This window comes from Kribbella albertanoniae (assembly GCF_004348455.1).
Classification (GTDB): domain Bacteria; phylum Actinomycetota; class Actinomycetes; order Propionibacteriales; family Kribbellaceae; genus Kribbella; species Kribbella albertanoniae.
The window spans coordinates 1-23,444 of the sequence record NZ_SMKA01000133.1; the positions used below are offsets into that span (position 1 = coordinate 1).

Here is a 23,444-nt window from a genome sequence, read left to right on the forward strand (position 1 = left end):
GTGGGTGGTAGGTGGGGGGTTGTTCGGTGCGCCAGTCGTCGGTGGGGTCGAGGGAGGCTCGGACTATGCGGCCGGCGAAGGCGGGGAGTTCGGCGTCGGTGAGGCGGTCGTCGGTGATGACGAGGTCGAGTTCGGAGGCTTCGGCGATGAAGCCGACGCAGCGGGCGCCGAAGGCTTGGGAGCGGGCGAGGCCGACCCGGCGGTCGCCGGCGGAGAGCAGGGCTCTGGCGGTGGAGACGTGCCAGGCGTGCGAGGTGGTGATGCCGGCGAAGGGGTGGATGCCGTCGACCTCGAGGAAGACCCAGTCGGCCTGCTGGGCGGCGAGGAACTCGGCGGTGGCGGCGCCGGAGACGACGGTGGAGCCGGGGGCGTCGCGGAGTTCGCCGCCGGCGATGACGACGCGGATGTTGGGCTGCCGGCTGAGGCGTTCGGCCGACTGGAGGTCGGTGGTGACGACGGTCAGGTCCTCGACGTCGAGCAGGGTGCTGACCAGGCGGTCGATGCAGATACCGGCGCCGAGGGCGATGCGGTCGCCGTTGCGGACCATCCGGCGGGCGGTGTGCGCGATGGCGTCGACGCCGCTGTCGGGGGTGGTGGCGAAGGCGACCGGCGGGCTGTCGACGGTACGGCGGCGGACGCCACCGTGGAGGCGTTCGACCAGGTCGTCCCGGACGAGTCCCTGGAGGTCCCGGCGGATCGTCGAGACGTCGACGTCGAGCCGGTGCGCCAGGTCCTTGACCTCGACGTACTCACGTCCCTCGACCTCGCGGAGGATCGCCCGCTGGCGTGTGTTGAGCCGTAACCGCATCCGTCACCTTCCTCACGCCCCGGTGCTCGACTGTAAACCATCGGTCACCGGCCCGGTAAGGTGCTAACTGCCCGAAATCGGGTCGTCACTCACCATTGACATAGACCGGAACCAGCCGCCAGAGTGAGGCACGCTGCACGAATTCGTGCAGCGTTTCGTGCGGAAACGTGCGAAAACAAGCGCTGGTTTGCCGATCGCGCCAGAGGAGTTTTGCATGAAGAAGCGGTCACTGCTAGTGCCCGGCGTTGTACTGATTGCGATGCTGGCCGGCTGCGGAACGGTAGATCAGGGTAAGACGGCGCCGCCCGCCGGAAACCCCTCCTCCTCATCCAGTGCGGGCGGCGCCTATATCAATGTGGTCAAGCTGACCGGCATTGCGTGGTTCGATCGGATGAACCAGGGCGTCAAGCAGTTCGCGACCACCGCCGGGGTGACCGCGACCCAGACCGGGCCGTCGACCAACAGCCCGGAGCAGCAGGTCAGCCTGATCCAGGGCCTGATCGCGCAGAAGCCGGCGGCGCTGGCGATCGTGCCGTCGGACCCCGGGTCGGTGATCCCGGTGATCAAGCAGGCGCGGGCGGCCGGGATCAAGGTCGTCACCCATGAGGCGCCCGCCCTGACCGACGTCGACGCGGATATCGAGGCGTTCGACAACGCGACGTACGGCCAGACGATCATGGGCGACCTGGCGGCCTGTATGAAGGGCAGCGGCGAGTACGTCCAGTTCGTCGGCACGCTGACCGCCGCGACCCACATGGCCTGGGCGACCGCGGGCTACGAGTTGCAGCAGCAGAAGTTCCCCGGCATGAAGCGCGTCAGTACGCCGGTCGAGTCGAACAACAACGGCGACCAGGCGTACCGCAAGGCCAAGGAGCTGCTCCAGGCGCACCCGAAGCTGGCCGGGTTCCAAGGCGGATCGTCGGAGGACGTCCCCGGGATCGCCCGCGCGATCAAGGAAGCCGGGCTGCAGAACGACACCTGCGTGTTCGGCACCGGCGTGCCGTCGCAGACCAAGGCGTTCGTCGACGACGGTTCGATCGACGCGATCTACCTGTGGGACCCGCAGCTGGCCGGTGAGGCGATGCTGAGCGCCGCCAAGCTGATCGTCGAGGGCAAGCCGCTCACCGAAGGGACGAACCTGGGGGTGAAGGGTTATGAAAAGCTCACGGTCTCTCCGCAGAACCCCAAGGTGTTCCTCGGGAACGCCCAGCTGAAGCTGACCAAGGCCGACGTCGGCAACTACGACTTCTGAGAGGCGTCTGAGGTACCGAAGCATCCACGACTTCTGAACGGGCACAGATGTCAGCACCCATCGTCGAGGCGGTCGGCGTCTCCAAGCGCTTCGGAGGCGTCCAGGCGCTGACGGACGTCAGCGTGGCGTTCGGCCCCGGCGAGGTGCACTGCATCGTGGGCGAGAACGGCTGCGGCAAGTCCACGCTGCTGAAGGTGATCAGCGGTGCCTACCGCCCGACTTCGGGCCAGGTGGTCGTGGACGGTACGGCGTACGACCACCTCACGCCGCGGCAGGCGCTGTCGGCCGGGATCGAGGTCATCTACCAGGACTTCAGCCTGATGCCGAATCTGACCGCGGCCGAGAACATCGCCCTCCCCGGCTCGGTCGCCGGTGGCCGGCGTCTCTATTCCCGTACGGCGGCCCGCACTCTGGCGGAGCGGGCCGTCGTACGGCTCGGGGTGGAGATCGAGCTGGACATCCCGGTCGGCGAGCTGACCGTGGCGGAGCGGCAGTTGACCGCGATCGCGCGGGCGCTCGCGCACGAGGCGAAGTTCATCGCGATGGACGAGCCGACGACCGCGCTCACCTGGAAGGAGGTGGACGCGCTGTTCGCGGCGGTCGGCCGGCTGAAGGAGGCCGGGGTCGCGCTGGCGTTCATCTCGCACAAGATGCAGGAGATCTTCTCGATCGCCGAGCGCGTGACGGTGCTGCGCAACGGTGCGGTCGTGACGAGTGGCCGGCCGGACGAGTTCACCCACGCATCGCTGGCCGAGACGATGACCGGCCGCGGCAGCCAGAGCTTCGATCGGGTCGCACCGCGGAACAAGGGCCGCGCCCCGGCGCTCAAGGTGACCGGTCTCGGCCGCGCGCCGCTGTTCGCGGATGTGGATCTGGAGATCGGTCAGGGCGAGATCGTCGGCCTGGCCGGCTTGCTCGGTTCCGGGCGGACCGAGATCGCCGAGGCGATCTGTGGCGTGAAGCCCGCGCAGACCGGCACGATCGAGGTGCTCGGCAGGCCGACCCCGATCAACGCACTGGCCGATGCGGTCGCGGCCGGGATTGGGTACGTGCCCGAGGACCGGCTGACCCAAGGTCTGTTCCTCGACCAGCCCATCGGCGACAACATCGTCGCGACCCACCTCCCGGCCCGGCGCGGTTTCCTCAACTCCCGGGCGATCGAGCGGCGGAAGGCGCGAGTGGTCAGCGACCTGCGGATCAAGCTCGGCAAGCTGACCGATCCCGTTCGCTCGCTGTCCGGTGGTAACGCCCAGCGCGTGCTGCTCGGCAAGTGGCTGGTCGGCGAACCGAAGGTGCTGATCCTGAACGGGCCGACCGTCGGTGTCGATGTCGGCAGCAAGTTCGACATCCTCGGCGTACTGAATGCCCAGTCCCTGCAGGGCCTCGGCGTCCTGATCATCAGTGACGACGTCCCCGAGCTGATCTCGATGTGCCACCGCGTGCTCGTCGTCCGCAGCGGCCGGATCGTCCGCGAGCTCAGCGGCGACCAGTTGCGCGAAGACACCGTGGTCGCGGCGGTGACCGCGTGAGACGAGTGATGGCGAACCAGGAGCTTCTCCTGGTCGGATTGATGGTGCTCCTGATCCTCGGGGTCAGCCTCAAGTTCCCGGACTTCTTCGGTCTGCAGACGCTCTTCAACGTGCTCACCGCCTCGATGGTCGGGATGCTGTTCGCGGTCGGCGTGATGCTGGTCCTGGTCTCCGGCGGGATCGACGTCTCGTTCCTTGCCGTCGGCATCCTTTCCGCCTACGCCACGGTCAAGTACGGACCTCAGGACGACAGCGCCGTGGTGGTTTTCGCGATCAGTACGGCGATCGGTCTCGGACTCGGCCTGCTCAACGCGGCCGTGGTGATCGTGGCCCGGACGTCGGTGCTGATCGCGACCTTGGCGACCAGCTCGATCTACCTCGGCGCGATGTTCGCGTTCATTGGCGGTGAGGTGATCTCGACCCTGCCGCAGCCGTTGCAAACACTCGGTACGACGCACCTGATCACCGTGAAGGGGGAGGTCCGCGGGACCACCAGCCTGAACGTGCTGATCCTGGTCGTGCTCGTGGTCTGCGTGCTGGTGTGGGCGTTCCTGCACTTCACGATCGCCGGTCGCAGTGTCTTCGCGGTCGGCGGTGACGCGGAGGCGGCCTCGAGAGCAGCGATCTCAGTACCGCGGACGCGCGTGCTGGTGTTCGCGATCGCCGGTGCGGTCGCCGGGCTGGCCGGGATCATCTCGGTCACGCTGAGCGGACGTGCCGACCCGACCACCTTCATGGGCCGCGAGCTCGACACCCTGGCCGCGGTCGTCCTTGGTGGCGTTGCCATCGCCGGAGGTAAAGGCACCGTCCGCGGCGCCGTTCTCGGCGTACTGCTGATCTCACTGGTGACCGCATCCCTGGTCCCGCTCGGGATCCCGACGATCTGGCAGCGCGCGGCCGTCGGTGCACTGCTGATCGGCGGCATCCTCCTGCAGACCGCGATCAGCCGCCGGCAACGGATCCGGCCGATCCTGGACGCACCGGCGCCGGAGGTGACCAATGCCTGAGCGCTTCCGCAGGGTGCTGCTCACCATGGGCACCCGGGCCAGCTTCATCCGGCTCCTGGTGGTCGCGGTCGCGATCGTCGTCGTGTTCGGCATCCTGAACCCCACGGTCTTCCTCAGCGGCCAGAACCTCCAGTACGTCGAACTGGCGTCACCCGAGGTGGCGATCCTCAGCCTGGCGATGGCGTTGACCATGCTGACCGCCGGAATCGACCTGTCCGTCGTGTCGATTGCGAACCTGTCCGGTGTCGTCGCCGCGCTGATCATGACGAACGGTCATCAGCCGCCCGGTCTGGCAATGCTGGCCGCGGTAGGTGTCGCGTTGGTCTGCGGGGCAGTCAACGGGCTGCTCGTCGGCTACAAACACGTGCCGCCGATCCTGGCCACGCTGGCGACCGGACAGCTGTTCTCCGGACTAGCGCTGGTCGCGTCGAGCGGGACTGTGATCAAGGGCCTCCCGGATTCGTTCACCCGCATCGCGTTGCTGACGGTGGCCGGCGTGCCGCTGATCTTCTGGGTGATGCTGATCGCCGCGGTGATCGTCGGGATCGTGGTCGCCAAGACTCCGCTGGGGTTCCGGATGCGGTTGGTCGGCGCGAATCCGACCGCCGCCGACTTCAGTGGTATCCGTCGCGCCCGCGTGCTGCTGGCGACGTACGTGATGAGCGGTGCACTCGGTGGGGTCGCCGGTCTGATCATCTCCGCGCGGGCCGGTGGCGCGAACTCGGACTACGGTTCGTCCTACGTGCTGCTGGCCGTCGTGATCGCCGTACTGGCCGGAGTGGATCCGGAAGGCGGCTACCTGACTGTCGCCGGTGTGGTGATCGCAGCGATCGCCATGCAGCTCCTCGGCGCCGGCCTGCTGTCCCTCAGCGTCAGCTCGCATGTGGTGAACATCTGCCAAGGCTTGTTGCTGGTAACCATGGTCTTGCTGAACACCTGGGGAACAGCCTTGTCCACTGTCTTCCCACGCCGGAGAGTGACCGCATGAGTCACGTAATCGGCGTCGACATCGGGACTGGCAGCACCAAAGGTGTGCTGACCACCCCGGATGGCGTCGTCGTGGCGATGGCTCGGCGCGATCATGCGCCGACGTTTCCGCAGCCGGGGTGGGCGGAGATGGACGCAGATCGGGACTGGTGGGGTGATGTCGTCGAGGTGCTGCGCGAGCTCACCGCGGCACACCCGGATACCAGGATTGCGGCCGTCTGCGTGTCCGGTCTCGGACCTTGCGTCGTACAGACTGATGACGATCTCAAGCCGCGTAGCAAAGCCATCCTGTACGGCGTCGACACCCGTGCGACGGTGGAGATCGACGAGATCACCGAGCAGCTCGGCGCGGAGGCGATCCTGGCCCGGTGTGGCAAGGACCTGTCCAGTCAGGCGATCGGCCCGAAGCTGGCGTGGCTTCGGCGTACGGCGGATTCCGACTGGCGACCGGATGACCGGTGGTTCAGCGCGCACACGTACGTCGTTGCCCAGCTGACCGGCGAGTGGGTGCTCGATCACCACACCGCCAGCCAGTGCGACCCGTTCTACGACATCGAGAAGCAGCAGTGGGCAACTGACTGGGTTGAGGAAGTGCTGCCCGGCCTGGCCTTGCCGCGACTGGTGTGGCCGGCCGAGCAGGTCGGCATCGTGCACGAGGCAGCCGCTGCCGCGACCGGTCTGGCCAAGGGCACACCGGTAGCCGCAGGCACTGTCGATGCCTGGGCCGAGGCGTTCAGCGTCGGCGTTCGGAAGCCCGGCGATCTGATGCTGATGTACGGCTCGACGATGTTCTTCGTCCAGGTGCTGGCCGCACCGACCAGCGTGCGCGGGCTCTGGACCACGTCCGGTGTCGAGCGGGCCTCACACACCTTGGCCGCAGGGATGGCGACCTCCGGAATCATCACCACCTGGTTGCAGGACCTAACCGGGGGAGTGCCGTTCGAGACCTTGGTGACCGAGGCCGCAGCCGTGCCGGCCGGCAGCGAGGGCCTGGTGATGCTCCCGTACTTCAGTGGTGAGCGCACCCCGATCTACGACCCGCTGGCGCGCGGTGTGATCGCCGGACTGACGTTGCGGCACGGCCGAGGCCATCTGCTGCGGGCGACGTACGAAGGCATTGCCTGTGGTGTCCGCCAGATCGTGGCCGAATTCGAGGCCGCGGCTGGTCAACCGAGGCGGGTCGTCGCGGTCGGCGGTGGCACCCAAGGCGGACTGTGGACGCAAATCGTCAGCGATATCAGTGGCCTCGAGCAACAAGTACCCGCACAGACCATCGGTGCCCCGTACGGCGACGCGCTGCTGGCCGCGATCGGAATCGGACTGGTTGCCCCGGACACCGATTGGGCGCAGCTCGACCACACCGTTCGCCCGGACCCGGCGACCGCCTCCACCTACGAGACGTTGTTCCGCACGTACGCTGAGCTGTACCCGGCAACACGGCGGCAGGTGCACCGGCTGGCCCGGTCGGTGCAATCACCGGACGGGGGTGAGTAGACCATGATGATCAGCCGGCCGATGCCGCTCGCTCTGGGCTACGTGCACAGGCGATGCTCGCTGCGCAGCTTCGAGATCGGGACGGAGCAACAGTTGCTCGCCGAGGCCGCGCGGGCACAGGGACACACGCTCGGGACCGTGCACGTCGACGACGCGCTGACCGATCCGGACGGGTTCGCCGTACTGCTGGAGGCCGCGTCGACCGAGGAGCACGTCTCCGCGGTGATCGTGCTGAACCTGGACCTGCTCGGTGATCCGGACGATCCGTACTCGAAATTCAGCCGCCTGAACCAGCGCGGGATCCTGGTGCTCGCGGCCGACCATCCCGTCGTACCGCCTGAGCCCCAGTCGGTCCCCGGCGTCCCCGTGATCCAGGGCTGCAACCCCAAGCGCCGCCGCTCCCGCGTCAACTGACGCGAGAGCGAGCGGTCGCTAGGGGGTCAGGCGTTGTTGTCGTCCTGGTTGCCACCGAGGTCGCCGAGGCGGTCCTTGGCGAACTCCTGGCCCTGGTCGATCTTGTCCGCGTGCTCGCCGCCGGTCTTCTCGTCGGCGAAGTCGCCGGCCTTCTCGATACCCTCGTCCACCTTGTCGCCGTGCTCGCCGAGGGCGTCCTTGGCCTTGTCGAAAATGCCCATCGTCTTTCCCCGTTCCTGTCGATGGTTCTGGATCTTGCGCCCCCGCCATTACCCGTTTCCGCAGATCTAACACCTTCCGGCCCCAATATGTCCGGACATGGGGCTCAGAGCAACGGTCCCAGGCTGCTGCGGCGGGCCACCCCGAGCTTGCGGAACGTGCTGGTGATGTGGTCCTCGATGGTGCTGACCGAGAGGTTGAGCTGTACGGCGATCTCGCGGTTGGTGAGGCCCTCCGCGGCCAGCCTGGCCACCTCGAGTTCCCGCGGGGACAGCTTGTTGTTGTACCCGCGACGCCCCCGCTTCCGTGGAGCCGCGAACCCGGCCGCCCGCAACGCATCCCGGCAGCGCTCACCATCACCACGCGCGCCCATAGCGTCGTACTTGCGAGACGTCTCAGTCAGATGCTCGGCGTCCCCTTGGCTCAGCAGGTAGTGCCCGAGTTGCTCCCGCGCCAGGCACTCGTAGTACCGCCAGCCCAAAGCGGCGTACTGCGCCGCTGCCTGACCGAAGGCAGGAATCGACGGCCGTACGACGGCGTCGACCAGCGCGGCCGCTGCGGCAGCCGCGGGAGCGTTCACATCCCCGACTGCCTCGGCGAACTCGTCGGCCAAGCGTGTCGCCTCCTCGACACGATCCGCCCGCATCAGCGTCGTACAGACGTGAATCACCAGATCCCCGGAGACCGCCCACAACCCCTTGCGGCGAACAATGTCCAGGCACAGCTCGAAGCCCGCATCGGGGCACGCGGCAACGGCTGCAGCATGCAGCGGCCACGGTCCGAGCGAGGTCCGGGCGATGACGGTTTCCAGGAGCCCCTTGCCCTCAGCAACGTTACCGCGAGCCAGCCGATGCCGTCCGTCGATCAGGTCGAGTTCTGCCAGCACCAGTGGCAGACCAGCGGCGGCAGTCCTTGCCCGCGTCAACCGTTCCTCGAGGGTCGCCCAGTCGGCAGCCGCGAACGCCACCCGCACCTGCGCAGCCGCAACCACCGCCCGCGAATACCGATCCGTGTTCACATTCGCAAACGTCTGCCGCTGACCGAGCCACGCACGTGCCCCGGCCGCCTCGGCACCAGGTGCCGGATCCAGCTCACCCGTGGCAAGGCGGAAACGAGCCTCATTCGTCCGTACGGCGTACCGGGTCACCCCGTCGACCGTCTCCTGCACGAGCGAGCGGGCTTGGCGCAACCAAACCCGCTGCTGGGCGATCGGCTCGCCACCATGCGTCGGGACTGCCAGCACCGACAGCGCCCAGGCGATCGACCCGGGATCACCGTCCAGCTCCGGCACCGCCGCGCACAGCTCCCGCCGTCCCGAGCGGATGTCACCAGCCCGGTCGTGCAACAACAGCCCGAGCATCAACCGCAGCCGGCCCCGCGTCACCCCGGCAACCTCCGACTCGGCCAGTACCTCACTCAATACGACGATCACGTCGCCCCAGCGCGCGTTGTCCGCCAGCGCCGTCCGCCCAAGTTTGGTGGCGAGCCGGGCCCGATCCGTCCAGGGTAAAGCGGTCACCTCCAGCATCGCGGTGAGTTGGTCGGCCCCGGCCATGAGGTTGCCGCTAGCAACTGAATGGTCGGCCGCCAGCTCGGCGTGGGTGAGCCAGGTGCCGAGCAGGCCACCCCTCCGGGCATGCTCGGCGATCCGTGCGTGCGGTGGTGGCGTGATCCCCATCAACGCCCTGGCTGCCTGCCGATGCAACCGCCGCAGCTCGTCCGGCGGCAGCATCGCGAGAACCGCACGCCGAGCCAGCGTGTGCCGATGGTCGTAGAGTCCGGGGCGCCGCTCGTGCAGGAGTCCGGTGGTCAGCGCATGGTCGATCGCGGCCGTCAGGGTCGGGCCGGTCAACCCGGCCACGGTCCCGAGCAGGTACTCCGGAGCAGCAGTCGTCAACACCGCCGCAGCCCGAACGACATGTCGACATGACTCCGGTACTTCGCGCATCCGGATCCCCAACGACGCTCGCAACGCCACCGGAGGTGCCGTCTCGACCAGGGCCCGTCGTACCTCGTGCTCCACCGAGGTGCCAGGTTTGATGGTGCGCAGAAACTCCAGCACGGCAAAGGGAAGTCCGCCACTATGTCGGGTCAGCTCTTCGGCCAACGTCGGTGACAGTTGGTGCCCACCCAGCTGATGAGCGGCCACCGCCTGCACCTCGTCGGCGTCGAGCGGACCGAGCCGGATCTCAGTCAGCCGTTCGGTGAGGAAGCCCGCCTCGATGGCCTCCGGCCGGCACGTCACGACCAGGTGCACACCCTTCGGGATGCGGGCAGCGACGAACCGCACCAGCCGCAACGTCTCCGGGTCCGCCCACTGCAGATCCTCCACTGCGATCACGATCGGACCGAGCTGCGCCAGTCCGCGCAGGACGGCACCACGCCGATCGGGTTCCGCCGGGTCGACTCCGAGAACCTCGAGCAGGGCCGCGAGTGACGACGTACCGGCCAGGCATTGGGTGATAAACCACGGCACCGAGTGGTGGGAGGCCACCTGGCGCAGCAGGTGTGTCTTGCCGACTCCGGATTCACCGACGACCAGGATGAGTCCGGAGTCGTTGCTCAAGGCATCGTGCAGTACGCCGAGTTCGTGCTCGCGCCGGGCTTCGACGCAGGGCGCGTTCACGAGCGCCGCATTCTGCGCACGGCCGCCATGGACGCACCGCCGAACATGATCAGGATCATGGTCGCCAGCGACCAGCGCCGCAGTACTTGCACTGTTTGGTCTGCCTCAGGCGGCCGGGCAGCTGCCTGTTGCGCCGCGACGAACTCCTTCTCGTCCGCCGGCGCCGGCGGACGTGGCGTCGGAGTCGGGGTAGGCGTCGGGCTTGGTGGTGGCGCGACCACCTGCGGCTCAAAGGTCGGAGTCGGTGTCGGCGTAGGTGTGGGAGTAGGCGTCGGGGTCGGCCGCGGCGGCACCGGGACATCAGGCGTCGGCGTAGGCGTGGGGGTCGGCCGCGGTGTAGGCGTCAAGGTCGGCGGAGGCGTCGGTCGAGGGGTCGGCCGAGGCGTCGGTGGGCGAGGTGTAGGAGTCGGCGGAGGTGGTGGCGGCGCAACGCGCGGCAGACAACCCGCGGCCTCGCTGAACGCCACCGACTGCCAGGACGCGACCTCCCGCGACGACCCGTCGAAGCCGATCCGGAACGCCCGGCTCGGCTGCCCGTGCCCGGTGTGAACGGCGTACACCGCCGACGCCCCGACCACCACCGAGCTGTACGAGTGATACCGAGGGATCCCCGGCACCGACGCGACGGTTCGCATCGAACCGCTCACCGGGTCCAGACTCACCAGCTTCGCCGTACCTCCGGACGTCGAGATGCCGTACAGCGTGCCGCTCACCGGCGACGCCCCGAAGTCGTCCACCGACAGACCCACGGTCACAGGTTTCAGTCGCACATCACCCACCACCTTCCGGTACGTCGGACTCCCCGGATCGATGTCGATCGTGAAGAGCCGATGTACATCCCGCACGTGGAACTTCGTCCCGGAGACCGCGCCACCGACCGGATCGGCGAGGCCCCCGACACCCCGCCGTACTTCACCCAGATCGGTGACCGTTCCCCGGCTGCTGATCTTCAGCAACCGCGGCCGGCGGAGCAGCCAGCCGTGTTTGTCCCTGGTCGCGACGCCGTACACGAGCTCCTGCCTGGTCGAGTACCCAGCCGCCTGGATCTGATAGTCGAGCCGGCCGAGATCGGTCGAGGTCCCGGCCGGCAGGTCGACCCGGACCAGCCGGGACAACGACGTCAGCCGGGTGGACCGGAAGTCGAAGATCGAGCACTCGGTGGTCGCCGCCTCGGAGGGCGCGGCGACCAGGACAACACCGGCCGCGGTGATCGCGACCACCGCTGAGCAGGCGAGTGCTCGACGGATCTCACCCACTGTCGCCCAAGCGGGAAAGTGCGGACAGGAACGCCTCCGGGCCGACATCCGCACCACCGCTGAACGGGTTCTGCAGCTGGTAGATCGCGAACAGCAGCAACCCGATCGCGCCGGCCAGCATCGACACGATGAACGCGTACGAGTACAGCCCTGGGCCGCCGAACATGAACATCAGCGCCACCGACATCACGCTGCCGATCATGATCGCGAACCAGACCACGGCACTGACGCCGCTGCCGCTGGAGTTCAGCCGCTCCTGCCGGGCCTGGTACACGTTCCAGACCTGGCTGGCCGCCAGGACCCGGCTCTCCTCCTGCCGCTGGCTGGTCGTCTTCGCCTGCTCCAGCGTGCGTTGCAGCTGGGACAGCAGCGTCCAGCCCTGAGTGCCGACCTCGCGACCCTCCCGCATCGCCGGCCATTCGCGCTCGGAGACCTCGGTCGCGTAGTCCTTGGTCAGCTCCTCGACCCGGGAGCGCGTCGGCTCGGCCAGGGACTTCCCGGACCAGTTCACCGCGACCAGCGCGTTCGCCTCGTCGTACGTCGTCTTGGACGCACTGTCCATGCCGTCGAACAACGAGATCAGGACGAACGCCGCGATCACCACGTTGACTCCACCGACGATGGTGAAGACCTGCCCGGCGACCTCGTTGTTGGCCTCGCGGCCCTCGCGCTGCCGGGCTTTACGCAGCACGACGGCCAGGGCGCCGGTGACGATCATGATGCCGCCGACCCACAGCACACCGCTCACGAACAGACTCATGCTTGCCTCACTGCCGGGGGTAACGTGAACCGGACGGTCTCCCGGGTCACTTCGTGCTCGATCACCTCGACCGGACCCCAGGAGGCGATCCGCTCGATCACCTCGTCCACCAGCTCCGGCGGTGCCGAGGCCCCGGCCGTCAGTCCGACCACCTGCACACCGTCGAACCACGACACCGGTACGTCGGCCGCCCGGTCCACCAGGTACGCCGTCGTGCCGTTCCGCTCGGCCAACTCGACCAGGCGCACCGAGTTCGACGAGTTGGCCGATCCGACCACGAGGACGAGATCGGCCTGTTCGGCGATCACGCTCAGCGCGGACTGCCGGTTGGTGGTGGCGTAACAGATGTCAGCCGTGTCCGGTCCCCGGGCGCCGGGGAATTTGTTGCGCAGGGCATCGATCAGTGCCGTGGTCTCGTCCACAGCCAGCGTGGTCTGGGTCAGGTACGAGACCCGATCCGGATCGTCGACCTGCAGTGCCTCGACATCCGCGAGGGTCTCCACCAGTACGGTCTGCTCCGGCGCTTCCCCGAGCGTGCCCTCCACCTCCTCGTGACCGGCATGCCCGATCAGGACGACGGTGTCACCGCGAGCGGCGTACCGGCGGGCCTCGATGTGAACCTTGGTGACGAGTGGACAGGTGGCGTCGATGACGTCGAGTCCGCGCTGCGCGGCGTCCCGATGGACGACCGGCGCAACCCCGTGTGCGGAGAAGACGACGGTGGCGCCCTCCGGCACCTCGTCGAGTTCGTCGACGAAGATCGCCCCCCTCATGCGAAGATCGTCGACGACCCGGGTGTTGTGGACTATCTGTTTGCGGACGTAGATCGGCCCGGAGCGGGCCACGAGCAGTCGTTCGACGATGTCGACCGCCCGCTCCACCCCGGCGCAGAACGACCGGGGTGAGGCGAGCAGGATGGTTCTTCGTGTCGTCATCGGATCCCCCCTTCAGTGATCGCGACGTGTGGCGAGCCGAGCCAGCCTTTCCAGATCGGCGGAAGCCGGCGGCAGCGCACCGGCCGTGATCAACGAGCCCAGAGCTGCGGTCAGCAAGGCATCGGCCTGGGCTTGACTGGTCGCGCGGCCCCCCGCTGTCTCGACCAGTGCTGCTGCAGTCGTCAGGTCCTCGTGCGACAACTCGTCGGATCTCGCGTACAACGCGGCGAGCTCCCGGGCGGCCGGCGTACCGGACGCCAACGCGGTGACCACCGGCAACGACTTCTTCCGCCTGGTCAGATCCGAGTACACGGGCTTGCCGGTGACGGCCGGCGTCCCCCAGATACCGAGCAGGTCGTCGATGTACTGATACGCGAGCCCGAGATCCTCGCCGTACAGCCGGAGGTGGTCGACCTGATCCGGCCGTCCACCGCCGAGCAGCGCGCCGAGTGCCGTACAGCACCCGAGCAGTGCGCCGGTCTTGAGCTGCGCCATCCGCACGCACTCCGCCGGTGCGACGTCGTCCCGGGTCTCGAAGTCGGCATCGGCCAACTGCCCGTCGACCAACTCCTGAACCGCGGCCCCGAGGATCCTCGCGGCCTCACCACGTGCTGACTGTGTTTGTTCATCTGGCCCGCTCCCGACCAGTACGTCGAACGCCAGGCCGAGCAGCGCATCCCCAGCCAGGATGGCCGGTCCGAGTCCGAAGACGGTCCACGCGGTGGCGCGATGCCGTCGCGAGGTATCGCAGTCCATCACATCGTCGTGCAGCAAGGAGAAGTTGTGGACCAGCTCGACCGCAACGGCGGCCGGGAGCGCGGCTTCCGTCGTACCGCCGACTGCTTGGGCGGTGAGCAGGACGAGAGCCGGACGGATCGCCTTGCCGCTGTCGGCGTGGGCGGGCCGGCCGTCCTCGTCGGCCCACCCGAAGTGGTAGTCGGCGATCCGGCGGGTGGCCGGTGGCAGCGTGGCTATCGCGGCGCGGAGCGCGGGGTCGACGACCTCGCGGCTCCACGCGAGCACCTCGGCTGCCGAACGGTCACCCTGGCTGGTCGTCTCTTGGAGTGTTGACATCGCATGCTCCTCATCCACCGAGCTCGACGTTTTCCAGAACGCCCAGCGCGTCCGGGACGAGAACAGCCACCGAGTAGTAGGTGCTGACCAGATACGAGATGACTGCCTTGTCGCTGATGCCGAGGAACCGCACATTGAGGCCGGGCTCGTACTCGTCCGGCAGGCCGGTCTGGTGCAGGCCGATGACACCCTCGTCGTCGGCACCGGTGCGCAGGACCAGCACCGAGGTGGTGTTGGTGTCGGAGATCGGGATCTTGTTCGACGGCAGCAGCGGTACGCCGCGCCAGGCGTGCACGGTCTTGCCGTTGACCAGCGTGGTCTCGGGGTAGATGCGCCGCTTGGTGCACTCCCGGCCGAACGCGGCGATCGCCTTCGGATGCGCGAGCAGCAGCCGTGGTTTGCGCCGCCGGGTGAGCAGTTCGTCGAAGTCGTCCGGCGTCGGGGGACCGGTGCGGGTGTAGATGCACTGGTTGTAGTCCGCGTTGTGCAGCAGCCCGAACTCACGGTTGTTGAACATCTCCCACTCCTGGCGTTCGCGGAGTGCCTGGATGGTCAGCCGCAGCTGTTGCTCGGTCTGGTCCATCGGGTCGTTGTAGAGATCCGCGACCCGGGTCTGCACGCGCAGGATCGTCTGCGCGACGCTGAGCTCGTACTCCCGTGGTGCCGGGTCGTAGTCGACGTACGTGCCGGGTAGCGCGTCCTCGCCGGCGTGACCGGAAGCGACCTCGATCTCCGCTTCGCCGTTCTTGTTCTGGGCGTGCTGCGGTCGCTGCCGGTAGTCGTCGAGCTGAGTCCGCAACGACTCCGATCGATCGACCAGCTCGGTGAAGTCGTGCCGGCTGAGCCGCAGGACGACGCAGCTGGTCAGTGCCTTGGCCGTGTACTCCCAGAGATGCTCCGGGGGTTCAGTCAGCAGCTGCGCACCGAGATGGTCGCCGTCGGCAACGGTACCGAGGTCGGTGCCGGCGCCGTACTCGCCGACGCCGGTCTTGGAAACCTTGCCGTGGGCAATCAGTACGACGTCGTCCACCCGGCTGCCGAATTCGACGATCACCTGACCGGGCTGAACGTCCTCGCGGTGGAACCTCTCCGCCAGCGCGTTCAGCACCTCCTCGTCGTCGAATCCGCGCAGCGGCGGGAGTTCGGTGAGCTCGGCCGGGATCACCCGGACGTCCGATCCGGTGACCGAGAAGCTGAGCCGGCCGTCGCCGACCGCGAACGTGGTGCGCCGGTTCACCCGGAAGTTCGCGCCTTTGGTCTCCACCCACGGCAGCTGCTGCAACAGCCACCGCGGGGTGATGCCCTGCATCTGCGGAACGGATTTGGTAGTCGTCGCCAGCTTCCGAGCGGCCGCCGTACCGAGGCTTAGCTGGGGCTGTTCCTGGTGGTCGACAGTCATGCCGCACCGGCCTTTCTAGAGAGTCGGAAGGCGGAGGTGCCGAGACCGGTGGGCTTCCAAAAGGTCTGGGGCAGGCCCTTCCGGTGCGGCAGGTCGGACGCTTTGTAGCGGTGACAACCCTCGTGCCAGACGAGGATTCCGGACATCCAGTTCCGGAGTTCTTCGGCGTACCCGAGCACGGCGTGCCCCACCTCGTCGGAGAGGCCGAAGTCTTTGATCATCGTCGGGAGGTCGTTCTCGGTGACGCTTTCGAACTGCTGCATCCGGGCCGTCATCAGGTCGTTGACGACGGCAACGGACTCGTCCTTGGTGCAGGCCAGGAAGTTCTGCACGACCGCCACTCCGTTGTGGAAGTCGCCGTCGTACTGGATTTCTTTGTGGTACGAGAAGAGATCGTTCAGCAGGCAGGCGTAGTCGGCAGCCGCGTTCTCCATCGCCTGCACCGGACGCGACCGATAGACCTCAGGTGGTACCTGCCGGCCGTGGCCGATCCGGCACAGACTCATGGTCAGATCCGAGCCGAACGTCCGGCGCCGCATCTCGATGTAGTCGACCGGATCGGGGATCCGGTTCTGTGCCTGGTTGGCGAGCTCCCACAGCCAGCTCTCGGTCATCGTGTCGACCGCTTGCCGGAAGGAGCTTCGGTTCTCCGCGGACATCGGCTCGGCGGTGCGCTGCCAGAGATCGGCCAGCGACACCTCCAACGGACCCACGGGTGGTGGACCCGCCATGTCCAGCGGCATCAGCGCCGACAGTCGCGCGGTGGTCGCCTTCGCGGTGGCCAGATCGCGCCGCAGACCGAAGACCTGCGGGTAGTAGTCGTCGGCGTACGTACCCCAGGCCAGCCACTCACTCGCCAGCGCGAGTTGCTCGGCCGAGGCGTCTGGGTAGAGGCCGGAGGCGCAGAGCGGCAGGTCGAAGGCTTCGAGCATCCGGGCGTCCCAGACCGTCCCGTCGGTGATACCCGTCTGCGCACCCCATTCCTGGACCGCGAACCGCGCGCTGTCCAGGTGCGGGCTGCTCTTGGCCTTGAAGGGCATGTAGATCTCCGGCAACGTGGTCGGACCGACCGGCCGGTACGGCGTGAAGCTGTGACTGCGCATCCGGTACGGCGCGGTGCTGATCAACGACGAGGCGATCCGCATGGCCGACGTACCGAAGTTGCTCCCCAGGCCGTTGCTCAGGGCAGCCTTTCCGCCCTTGTTCATGTAGCGGCTCGAGCGCAGATGCCACTCGTGCCCACCGGACTGCCAGTCCTGCAAGCCCTTCACATAGTTCAGTACGTCGAGCTGCCCCTGCGGGTCGATCCCGTTCTCCGCGAGGAGTTGCGGGACCTCGACGACAGCCGTGTTCTCGAACTGATGCAACCGGGAGGTGAGGATGTCGTTGACCAGATTCGCCGCCCGTTGCGTCGGGCAACCGAAGAAGGTCTCCATCACCAGCACCGCGTTGTTGACCTCACCCTCCACCTCGACCTCGCGCTGGTACGAGAAGAGGTCGTTACGCATGTGGATGGCATCCGAGAAGGTGTCGCTCAGCACGTGCATCGGCCGCGTCTCCGCGATCGCCTCGGGGACCTCGGAGGTGACGTACTCGACCAGGTTCGCCGACCAGGGGGCGCCGCCGACCTTGCGACGCATCTCGATGTACTCGATCGGGTTGGCGATCCGGCCGGCGCTGATATTCGACAGCTCCCACAGGGACTCGGCGAGTAGAGCCTCTGTGGTCAGCCGGAACCGCCGCCGCCAGTCCGCCGACATCGACGGGATGGTGCGGTTCCACAGATCGACGAGCCCGCGCTCCACCGGGTTCGTCGGGATCTCGGTGATCTCTCCTTCGGCCGGCATGAACAACAGCAGCCGATCGAGGTACGCCTTCGCGGCCGGGATGTCCCGGGTCTTCTTGTACAGCTCGAGAAAGTGGTCGTCGAAGTAGAACACCCAGACGTACCAGTCGGTGACCAGGTCGAGTTGCGGACCGGTCGCGTCCGGGTGGGTGTACGCACACAGCAGGGCATAGTCGTGGGAGTCGAAGTCGTGCTCGTCCCAGACGTGATGACCTTCCTGCGGTACGTCGATCATGTCGAACTCGTAGGCCCAGGACTTGCTGTGCGCCCGGGCTCCCTCCAGGTGTGGATTGATCCTGGCGGGATAAGGCACATAGAAGTCGGGCAGCTCGTAGGGCTGCTGCTTCATGGATCAGCCCTCGCGACCGATCTCCACGTTCTCGAGGACAGCTAGGGCATCGGGCACCAGGACGGCGGCCGAGTAGTAGGCGCTGACCAGATAGTTGATGATCGCCTTCTCGCTGATGTTCATGAACCGCACCGACAGGCCGGGCTCGACCTCGTCCGGTAGACCGGTCTGGTGCAGGCCGACCACACCCTGGCTGTCCTCGCCGGTCCGCATCAGCATGATCGAGCTGGTCCGGGTGTCGCTGATCCCGAGCTTGTTGCACGGGAAGATCGGTACGCCGCGCCACGCGGGCAGCCGGTGGCCGCCGACATCGATGGAGTCCGGGTAGATGCCGGCCTTGGTGCACTCGCGGCCGAAGGCGGCGATCGAGCGCGGGTGTGCGAGGAAGAAGGCCGGCTCCTTCCAGACCAGACTGAGCAGCTCGTCCATGTCTCCCGGCGTCGGCGGGCCGCTGCGGGTCGGGATCCGCATACTCAGATCGGCGTTGTGCAGCAGGCCGAAGTCGCGGTTGTTGACCATCTCGTGTTCCTGCCGCTCGCGCAGCGCCTCGATGGTGAGCCGCAACTGCTGCTCGGTCTGGTCCATCGGGTGGTTGTAGAGATCCGCGACCCGGGAGTGCACCCGCAGCACGGTCTGCGCGACGCTCAGCTCGTACTCCCGCGGGGACGTCTCGTAGTCGACGTACGTGCCGGGCAGCTCGGACTCACCGGCGTGGCCGGCCGCGAGCTCGATGGCGGCCTCGCCGAACTCGTCCTGGGCGGCCTCGGGGCTGTTGCGGAAGTTCTCGATATGCGCGCGCAGACTGTCGGACTGGGAGATCAGCTCCTCGAACGACTGCTGCGACAAGGTGAGCAGGGTGCCCGGCGTGAGCGCCTTGACCGTGTACTCCCAGAAGTCGTTCGACTCGAGAATCGCCTTGTAGGTGAAGTGGTCGCCGTCGATCAGCGTTTCCAGCACGGCATCGTCGCCGTACTTGCCGACGCCGATCTTGTTCACCTTGCCGTGGGCGATCAGGCAGATCTGATCGGCCGGGTTGCCGCGCTCGACGATCACGTCGCCGGCCTGGAACTCCCGCTGTTCGAAGCGGTCCGCGAGCGCACTCAGCACCTCGACGTCGTCGAAACTGCGCAGCATGCCCAGTTCGCAAAGTTCCTGCGGGATCACCCGGACCTCGGATCCGGTCGTCGTGAAGGTGACCCGGCCGTCACCGACGGCGTAGCTCAGCCGGCGGTTCACCCGGTAGGCGCCACCCTTGGCCTCCACCCAGGGCAGCAGTTTGAGCAGCCACCGGGAGGTGATGCCCTGCATCTGCGGCTCGGACTTCGTGGTCGTGGCCAGGTTGCGGGCGGCCGCCGTACCGAGGCTCAGTTGCGGCTGGCCGTTAGCGCTCACATCAGGTTCGGTCAGGGTCATATCAAGTACACCACCGTTCGAATCGACTGCGGGCATGCGGCAGCACCACGCTGGCGTGGTCTGCGCAGGTATCAACGCCGCGCCGCGGTGCTTTGGAGGCATACCAGAGCCAGCACGCAGCGTGGTTCGGCTGTCGGAAGGGACGGGCTGAATCGACTACGGGTGGCATACGGACTTCGGCGCCCCAGTCGCCTGCTGCCCGACCCCGTCGGCTTACTCACTAACAGTAATCAGGTGCTGACGGGCCCCGTCAAGATGTACTCACGGTCAACTTCTTTCAGACCTTGCCCAACCCCGAGACAATGCGGGTCCGACCCCGGGGAAATCAAAAACGGTCCGGACCTTATTCAGCGCTCCGCGCGGGCCTCGATCTGGATCAGGGTCTGTTGCCCGGTGGCCACCAACGTGCGACGATCACCTTCCACCGCGAAGACCTCGAGCTGACAAACCGTCAACGTACGACCGGCTTTCAGCACTGTCCCGACCGCCTCGAGGTAGTCGCCTTCGGCCGGCGCGAGCAGGTTGATCTTGTACTCGACCGTCAGTACCGAGCTGTCCGGACCGAACAGAGTGAAACCCGCGTATCCACCTGCGCTGTCAGCGATCGCGCTGGTCGCACCGGCATGGAAGTAGCCGTGCTGCTGGGTGACTTCAGGGCGGCTTGGCAACTCGATGTGCACACACCCCGGAGAAATACGCGTCAGCCGGGCACCGAGATGCTCCATCAGGCCCTGCTTGTCGAAGCTCGCGCGAACACGTGCCTGGACCTCCGGGCTGGCCTCCTCCATGCAGGCACCCTAGCGGCCCGTGGCACCATTCCGAGGTGCATGTGTATTCGGGTCCTCTGCAACAAAGTGAAGAAGCACTAGAGCTTGCGGTGGCGCATGCCTTGGTACGGCGGGCGTCGGACGGCTTTGTGGATGAGGCGCTCCGGATCTATCGGCCGGCTGATCCCGTGGTGGTGTTCGGTCGCCGTGATACCCGGTTGCCGGGCTTCGCCGCCGCCGTACGGACTGCTCGGGACGCCGGTTTCGAACCGTTGGTCCGGGCGGTAGGTGGACGGCCGGTCGCGTACACGACCGAGGCTCTGGTGGTCGACCACGTGCGACACGAACGGCTCGCTCCGGACGGCATGGAGTCCCGGTTCGCGCACTACGGCGACCTGTACGCCGGTGTGCTCCGCGATCTCGGGATCGATGCGCGAGTGGGCGCCGTACCGGGGGAGTACTGCCCGGGTGCGCACAGCGTCAACGCGCGGGGAGTCGTGAAGCTGATCGGCACCGGGCAACGCGTCGTCCGCAACGGCTGGTTGTTCAGCGCCCTGATCGTGCTCGGCGACGACGACCGCCTACGCCCCCTACTCACCAACATCTACCGCCAGCTCGACCTCCCCTTCGACCCAGCCTCAGTCGGCTCAGTCGCAACCGAAGCCCCCGGCCGAGCCGACTCCGTCGAACTCCGCCTACGAGCCGCCTACGCCCAAACCGCCGTACTGGAACCCGCACTGCTGGACGAGCCGACCCTCACTCTCGCCCGCACCCTAGCCCCCGACCACCGCGCCTAACCCACAACGTCCGAACATCCGGAGGAGGGCCCTCCGATCCTTCGGACGTTAGCGGGGACACGGATTTAACGTCCGAACATCCGGAGGAGGGCCCTCCGATCCTTCGGACGTTGTGGCGGCGACTAGGGGCGGCGGGCGACGACGAGGTGGAGGGCGAGGGTTAGGGCGAGGATTATGGCGGCGACGGTGAGGAGGGTGTGGGGGGCTGCGCCGGCGGCGAGGGTGATGCCGCCGAGGCCGCCGCCGAGGGCTGCGCCCAGGGAGATGGCGCTGCCGTTGAGGGCCATCACGATGGCGGCCGAGTCTCCGGCGAGCACGCCGAGCCGGGCCTGCTGGGGGACGGCGCCGCCGCCGTTGCCGACGCCGGCCAGGAAGAACCAGACCAACCCCATCACGGCTGCGAGCGTGACCGGCGCGAAGGCGAGGGCGAGGTCGCCGATGATCGAGTTCAGCAGCAGGCCGGCCAGGACGACGGTCAGGACGCGGATTGGGGTGAAGCGGTCGGTGAGGCGGCCGGTCACGAAGTTGCCGAGCATGCTGAACAGGCCGTAGCCGAACATGATCAGGATGATCATCCAGTCGGCGCGGAAGGTCGGCCCGAAGATCAGCGTCGCGTAGGTGAAACAGGTGTAGCTGCTGCACAGGATGCCGACCGTGACGAGCAGACCGGCCAGCAGCCGGGGCTGGCGGAGCGGCCGTAGCCGGTCGGCCAGGGTGCCGGCCGGGAGGTGCAGTTCGGGCAGCCGGAGCATGATCCCGGCCAGGGCGATCGTGCCGACGATCGCCACCAGGACCATCGGGAAGCGCCAGTTGGACTGGCCGATCACCAGACCGACCGGTACGCCGAGCGCGGTCGCGGTCATCCACCCGCCGAGGACGAAGGACAGCGCCTTGCCGCGGTGCCGGATCGGCGTCTGCGCGATCACATAGGCGAGGATCGCGGCGTTCAGCAGGCAGCCGCCGAGCGCGGCGACCACGCGACCGCTGATCGCGACGCCGTAGTTCGGTGCGAGGGCAACGATCACGTTGCCGACGACGAAGACCGCCAGCGACAACGCGATGGTACGGCGACGCTCCCACCGACTGGTCGCCGTACCGAGGATGGGGGCCGCGATCGCCGATGTCAGCGCGAAGACCGTCATCAGCTGACCGGCCGCCGCCTCGCTGACCCGCAGGTCGTCGGCGATGGCCGGGAGCAGACCGGCCAGCACATAGCCGTCGATCCCGGTCGAGAACGCGGCCACCGCCAGCCAGATCAACGTCCGGTACGAGACCCCGTCAGGTTGGTGAGTTTGCTCCACAAGCGTCTATCGAACCCTTGTCGGCGCGGTCCGGCAAGCGCAAATGCGCGCATTCTCGCTCCGTAGACACAACAACACGCAGAAGTACGGCTGTGCGAGGCTTCTCCCATGCGTATTGCGGTGATGGGAACGGGCGGTATCGGCGGGTACTTCGGAGGCCGGCTGGCAGCGGCTGGGCACGAGGTTGCCTTCGTGGCCAGAGGGCGTCAACTGGAGGCGTTGCGGGCGAACGGGCTTCGCGTGCAGAGCGAACTCGGCGACCTGCATCTGCCGACGGTCGAGGTGACGGACGATCCGTCCGAGCTGGCGCCTGCGGACGTCGTACTGTTCGGCGTGAAGCTGTGGGACACCGAGGAATCGGCCGCGCTGATCAAGCCGTTGCTGGCTGAGCGGACGGCGGTGATCTCGTTCCAGAACGGTGTGGTGAAGGACGACGTACTGCGTCGCATTCTCGGTCCTGAGCACGTCGTCGGCGGGGTCGCCTACATCGCGGCGACGATCGCCGAGCCCGGGGTCATCAAGCACACCGGCACGCTGCAGCGACTGGCTTTCGGTGAGTACGACGGGAGTGCGTCGGACCGCGTCGAGGCGTTCCGCGCGGCCTGTGCCGAGGCCGGTATCGATGTTGCCGTCAGCAACGAGATCGAGCGGACCATCTGGGAGAAGTTCGTCTTCCTGGTCGGCTTGTCCGGGATGACGACGACCACCCGGATGCCGATCGGCGAGATCCGCAGCAACCCGCGGGCGCGGGCCTTCCTGCGGGATGTGATGGGCGAGACCGTCCAGGTGGCCCGGGCCCAGGGCGTGCCGATCCCCGATGACTTCGTCGACGACCGGCTCGCCTTCGTGGACCAGGCCCCGGCCGAGATGACGTCGTCGATGCACCACGACCTCAACCGGGGCAACCGCCTCGAGGTCGCGTGGCTCAGCGGCGATGTCGTCGACCGGGGCCGCAACCTCGGCGTACCGACTCCGTGCAACCGGGCGATCTATGACCTACTGGCCGTCCATGCGGACGGTTCGGCCGGCCGTTAGTCCGGGAAGTGCGGGAGCTGCTCGTTCGGGTCCTCCTCGTCCGGCGAGGGCTCCGGGGCCGGCGTGGGATCGAGATCGGGGTCCGTCTCCGGACGGCTCCCGCCTGGGTACCGATCGGGGTCGGTCGGGTCGGGGAGCGGGGGGACGGGCGGCATCGGCGTCGTACTCATGATTCC

Annotated in this window: 20 protein-coding genes and 1 pseudogene; 8 read left to right on the plus strand and 13 right to left on the minus strand. The window is 67.5% G+C overall.

Going from position 1 to position 23,444, the window contains the following annotated elements; genetic code table 11:
- The coding region (locus E1261_RS25350) for a DeoR/GlpR family DNA-binding transcription regulator (RefSeq protein WP_132410642.1) at positions 1 to 808 on the minus strand (808 nt) is incomplete at its 3' end.
- 214 nt (positions 809 to 1,022) lie between these two features.
- On the opposite strand from E1261_RS25350, the gene E1261_RS25355 reads away from it, so the two are divergent.
- Genes E1261_RS25355 through E1261_RS25380 form a run of 6 tightly spaced genes read left to right on the plus strand, consistent with a single transcriptional unit; the run spans position 1,023 to position 7,491 of the window.
- Positions 1,023 to 2,060, plus strand: coding sequence for an autoinducer 2 ABC transporter substrate-binding protein (locus E1261_RS25355; protein WP_132410644.1), 1,038 nt, complete (start codon positions 1,023 to 1,025; stop codon positions 2,058 to 2,060).
- A 47-nt stretch (positions 2,061 to 2,107) separates the two neighbouring features.
- Entirely contained in the window at positions 2,108 to 3,589 is a 1,482-nt protein-coding gene (locus E1261_RS25360; RefSeq protein ID WP_132410646.1) for a sugar ABC transporter ATP-binding protein, read from the plus strand.
- Positions 3,586 to 4,596, plus strand: coding sequence for an ABC transporter permease (locus E1261_RS25365; protein ID WP_132410648.1), 1,011 nt, complete (start codon positions 3,586 to 3,588; stop codon positions 4,594 to 4,596). The genes E1261_RS25360 and E1261_RS25365 overlap by 4 nt, the downstream gene beginning before the upstream one ends.
- Positions 4,589 to 5,584 carry an ABC transporter permease gene (locus tag E1261_RS25370; RefSeq protein WP_132410650.1) on the plus strand — a complete coding sequence of 332 codons (996 nt, stop codon included), beginning with the start codon at positions 4,589 to 4,591 and terminating at the stop codon, positions 5,582 to 5,584. Before E1261_RS25365 ends, E1261_RS25370 begins: the two co-directional genes overlap by 8 nt.
- A complete protein-coding gene (locus E1261_RS25375; RefSeq protein ID WP_132410652.1) occupies positions 5,581 to 7,077 on the plus strand; it encodes an FGGY-family carbohydrate kinase in 1,497 nt (498 codons plus the stop codon). Before E1261_RS25370 ends, E1261_RS25375 begins: the two co-directional genes overlap by 4 nt.
- Positions 7,078 to 7,080: 3 nt before the next feature.
- On the plus strand, positions 7,081 to 7,491 hold the full coding sequence (locus tag E1261_RS25380; protein WP_132410654.1) for a hypothetical protein: 411 nt from the start codon (positions 7,081 to 7,083) through the stop codon (positions 7,489 to 7,491).
- 26 nt (positions 7,492 to 7,517) lie between these two features.
- Here E1261_RS25380 and E1261_RS25385 read toward each other — a convergent pair whose 3' ends face one another.
- From E1261_RS25385 to E1261_RS25430, 10 genes are all read right to left on the minus strand, one after another.
- Positions 7,518 to 7,712: an antitoxin gene (locus E1261_RS25385; protein WP_132410656.1), complete on the minus strand. Its 195-nt coding sequence runs from the start codon at positions 7,710 to 7,712 to the stop codon at positions 7,518 to 7,520.
- Positions 7,713 to 7,816: 104 nt separating this feature from the next.
- Positions 7,817 to 10,336: a LuxR C-terminal-related transcriptional regulator gene (locus tag E1261_RS25390; RefSeq protein WP_132410658.1), complete on the minus strand. Its 2,520-nt coding sequence runs from the start codon at positions 10,334 to 10,336 to the stop codon at positions 7,817 to 7,819.
- A complete protein-coding gene (locus E1261_RS46035) occupies positions 10,333 to 11,592 on the minus strand; it encodes a DUF6923 family protein (RefSeq protein WP_202875010.1) in 1,260 nt (419 codons plus the stop codon). The genes E1261_RS25390 and E1261_RS46035 overlap by 4 nt, the downstream gene beginning before the upstream one ends.
- Entirely contained in the window at positions 11,585 to 12,352 is a 768-nt protein-coding gene (locus E1261_RS25400) for a bestrophin-like domain (RefSeq protein ID WP_132410660.1), read from the minus strand. Before E1261_RS25400 ends, E1261_RS46035 begins: the two co-directional genes overlap by 8 nt.
- Positions 12,349 to 13,287, minus strand: a complete 939-nt coding sequence (gene ispH, locus E1261_RS25405) for a 4-hydroxy-3-methylbut-2-enyl diphosphate reductase (protein WP_132410662.1) — start codon at positions 13,285 to 13,287, stop codon at positions 12,349 to 12,351. The genes E1261_RS25400 and ispH overlap by 4 nt, the downstream gene beginning before the upstream one ends.
- A gap of 12 nt (positions 13,288 to 13,299) precedes the next feature.
- Positions 13,300 to 14,361 carry a family 2 encapsulin nanocompartment cargo protein polyprenyl transferase gene (locus tag E1261_RS25410; RefSeq protein ID WP_132410664.1) on the minus strand — a complete coding sequence of 354 codons (1,062 nt, stop codon included), beginning with the start codon at positions 14,359 to 14,361 and terminating at the stop codon, positions 13,300 to 13,302.
- A gap of 10 nt (positions 14,362 to 14,371) precedes the next feature.
- Positions 14,372 to 15,760: a family 2B encapsulin nanocompartment shell protein gene (locus tag E1261_RS25415; protein WP_132410666.1), complete on the minus strand. Its 1,389-nt coding sequence runs from the start codon at positions 15,758 to 15,760 to the stop codon at positions 14,372 to 14,374.
- Positions 15,757 to 17,955 carry a terpene synthase family protein gene (locus tag E1261_RS25420; protein ID WP_132410668.1) on the minus strand — a complete coding sequence of 733 codons (2,199 nt, stop codon included), beginning with the start codon at positions 17,953 to 17,955 and terminating at the stop codon, positions 15,757 to 15,759. The genes E1261_RS25415 and E1261_RS25420 overlap by 4 nt, the downstream gene beginning before the upstream one ends.
- 3 nt (positions 17,956 to 17,958) lie before the next feature.
- Positions 17,959 to 19,368, minus strand: coding sequence for a family 2B encapsulin nanocompartment shell protein (locus E1261_RS25425; RefSeq protein ID WP_132410670.1), 1,410 nt, complete (start codon positions 19,366 to 19,368; stop codon positions 17,959 to 17,961).
- 347 nt (positions 19,369 to 19,715) lie between these two features.
- On the minus strand, positions 19,716 to 20,156 hold the full coding sequence (locus tag E1261_RS25430) for a PaaI family thioesterase (RefSeq protein ID WP_238176418.1): 441 nt from the start codon (positions 20,154 to 20,156) through the stop codon (positions 19,716 to 19,718).
- An 89-nt stretch (positions 20,157 to 20,245) separates the two neighbouring features.
- Here E1261_RS25430 and E1261_RS25435 point away from each other — a divergent pair, with 89 nt between their 5' ends.
- Positions 20,246 to 20,932 carry a lipoate--protein ligase family protein gene (locus tag E1261_RS25435; RefSeq protein WP_238176419.1) on the plus strand — a complete coding sequence of 229 codons (687 nt, stop codon included), beginning with the start codon at positions 20,246 to 20,248 and terminating at the stop codon, positions 20,930 to 20,932.
- Positions 20,933 to 21,054: 122 nt separating this feature from the next.
- Here the strand turns inward: E1261_RS25435 and E1261_RS25440 are convergent, their stop codons facing one another.
- Positions 21,055 to 22,233: an MFS transporter gene (locus E1261_RS25440; RefSeq protein WP_132410674.1), complete on the minus strand. Its 1,179-nt coding sequence runs from the start codon at positions 22,231 to 22,233 to the stop codon at positions 21,055 to 21,057.
- 108 nt (positions 22,234 to 22,341) lie between these two features.
- Here E1261_RS25440 and E1261_RS25445 point away from each other — a divergent pair, with 108 nt between their 5' ends.
- On the plus strand, positions 22,342 to 23,268 hold the full coding sequence (locus E1261_RS25445; protein ID WP_132410676.1) for a 2-dehydropantoate 2-reductase: 927 nt from the start codon (positions 22,342 to 22,344) through the stop codon (positions 23,266 to 23,268).
- Here E1261_RS25445 and E1261_RS46475 read toward each other — a convergent pair.
- Positions 23,265 to 23,444: pseudogene (locus E1261_RS46475) on the minus strand (hypothetical protein); the annotation flags it as partial. The gene E1261_RS25445 and the pseudogene E1261_RS46475 sit on opposite strands and share 4 nt — an antisense overlap.

What these genes read in the sequence shown, in the direction of transcription:
- E1261_RS25355 (WP_132410644.1), top strand. Translation starts at nt 1,023, where the DNA reads ATGAAGAAGCGGTCACTGCTAGTGCCCGGCGTTGTACTGATTGCGATG.
- E1261_RS25360 (WP_132410646.1), top strand. Translation starts at nt 2,108, where the DNA reads ATGTCAGCACCCATCGTCGAGGCGGTCGGCGTCTCCAAGCGCTTCGGA.
- E1261_RS25370 (WP_132410650.1), top strand. Translation starts at nt 4,589, where the DNA reads ATGCCTGAGCGCTTCCGCAGGGTGCTGCTCACCATGGGCACCCGGGCC.
- E1261_RS25375 (WP_132410652.1), top strand. Translation starts at nt 5,581, where the DNA reads ATGAGTCACGTAATCGGCGTCGACATCGGGACTGGCAGCACCAAAGGT.
- E1261_RS25380 (WP_132410654.1), top strand. Translation starts at nt 7,081, where the DNA reads ATGATGATCAGCCGGCCGATGCCGCTCGCTCTGGGCTACGTGCACAGG.
- E1261_RS25385 (WP_132410656.1), bottom strand. Translation starts at nt 7,712, where the DNA reads ATGGGCATTTTCGACAAGGCCAAGGACGCCCTCGGCGAGCACGGCGAC.
- E1261_RS25400 (WP_132410660.1), bottom strand. Translation starts at nt 12,352, where the DNA reads ATGAGTCTGTTCGTGAGCGGTGTGCTGTGGGTCGGCGGCATCATGATC.
- ispH (WP_132410662.1), bottom strand. Translation starts at nt 13,287, where the DNA reads ATGACGACACGAAGAACCATCCTGCTCGCCTCACCCCGGTCGTTCTGC.
- E1261_RS25410 (WP_132410664.1), bottom strand. Translation starts at nt 14,361, where the DNA reads ATGTCAACACTCCAAGAGACGACCAGCCAGGGTGACCGTTCGGCAGCC.
- E1261_RS25415 (WP_132410666.1), bottom strand. Translation starts at nt 15,760, where the DNA reads ATGACTGTCGACCACCAGGAACAGCCCCAGCTAAGCCTCGGTACGGCG.
- E1261_RS25420 (WP_132410668.1), bottom strand. Translation starts at nt 17,955, where the DNA reads ATGAAGCAGCAGCCCTACGAGCTGCCCGACTTCTATGTGCCTTATCCC.
- E1261_RS25425 (WP_132410670.1), bottom strand. Translation starts at nt 19,368, where the DNA reads ATGACCCTGACCGAACCTGATGTGAGCGCTAACGGCCAGCCGCAACTG.
- E1261_RS25430 (WP_238176418.1), bottom strand. Translation starts at nt 20,156, where the DNA reads ATGGAGGAGGCCAGCCCGGAGGTCCAGGCACGTGTTCGCGCGAGCTTC.
- E1261_RS25445 (WP_132410676.1), top strand. Translation starts at nt 22,342, where the DNA reads ATGCGTATTGCGGTGATGGGAACGGGCGGTATCGGCGGGTACTTCGGA.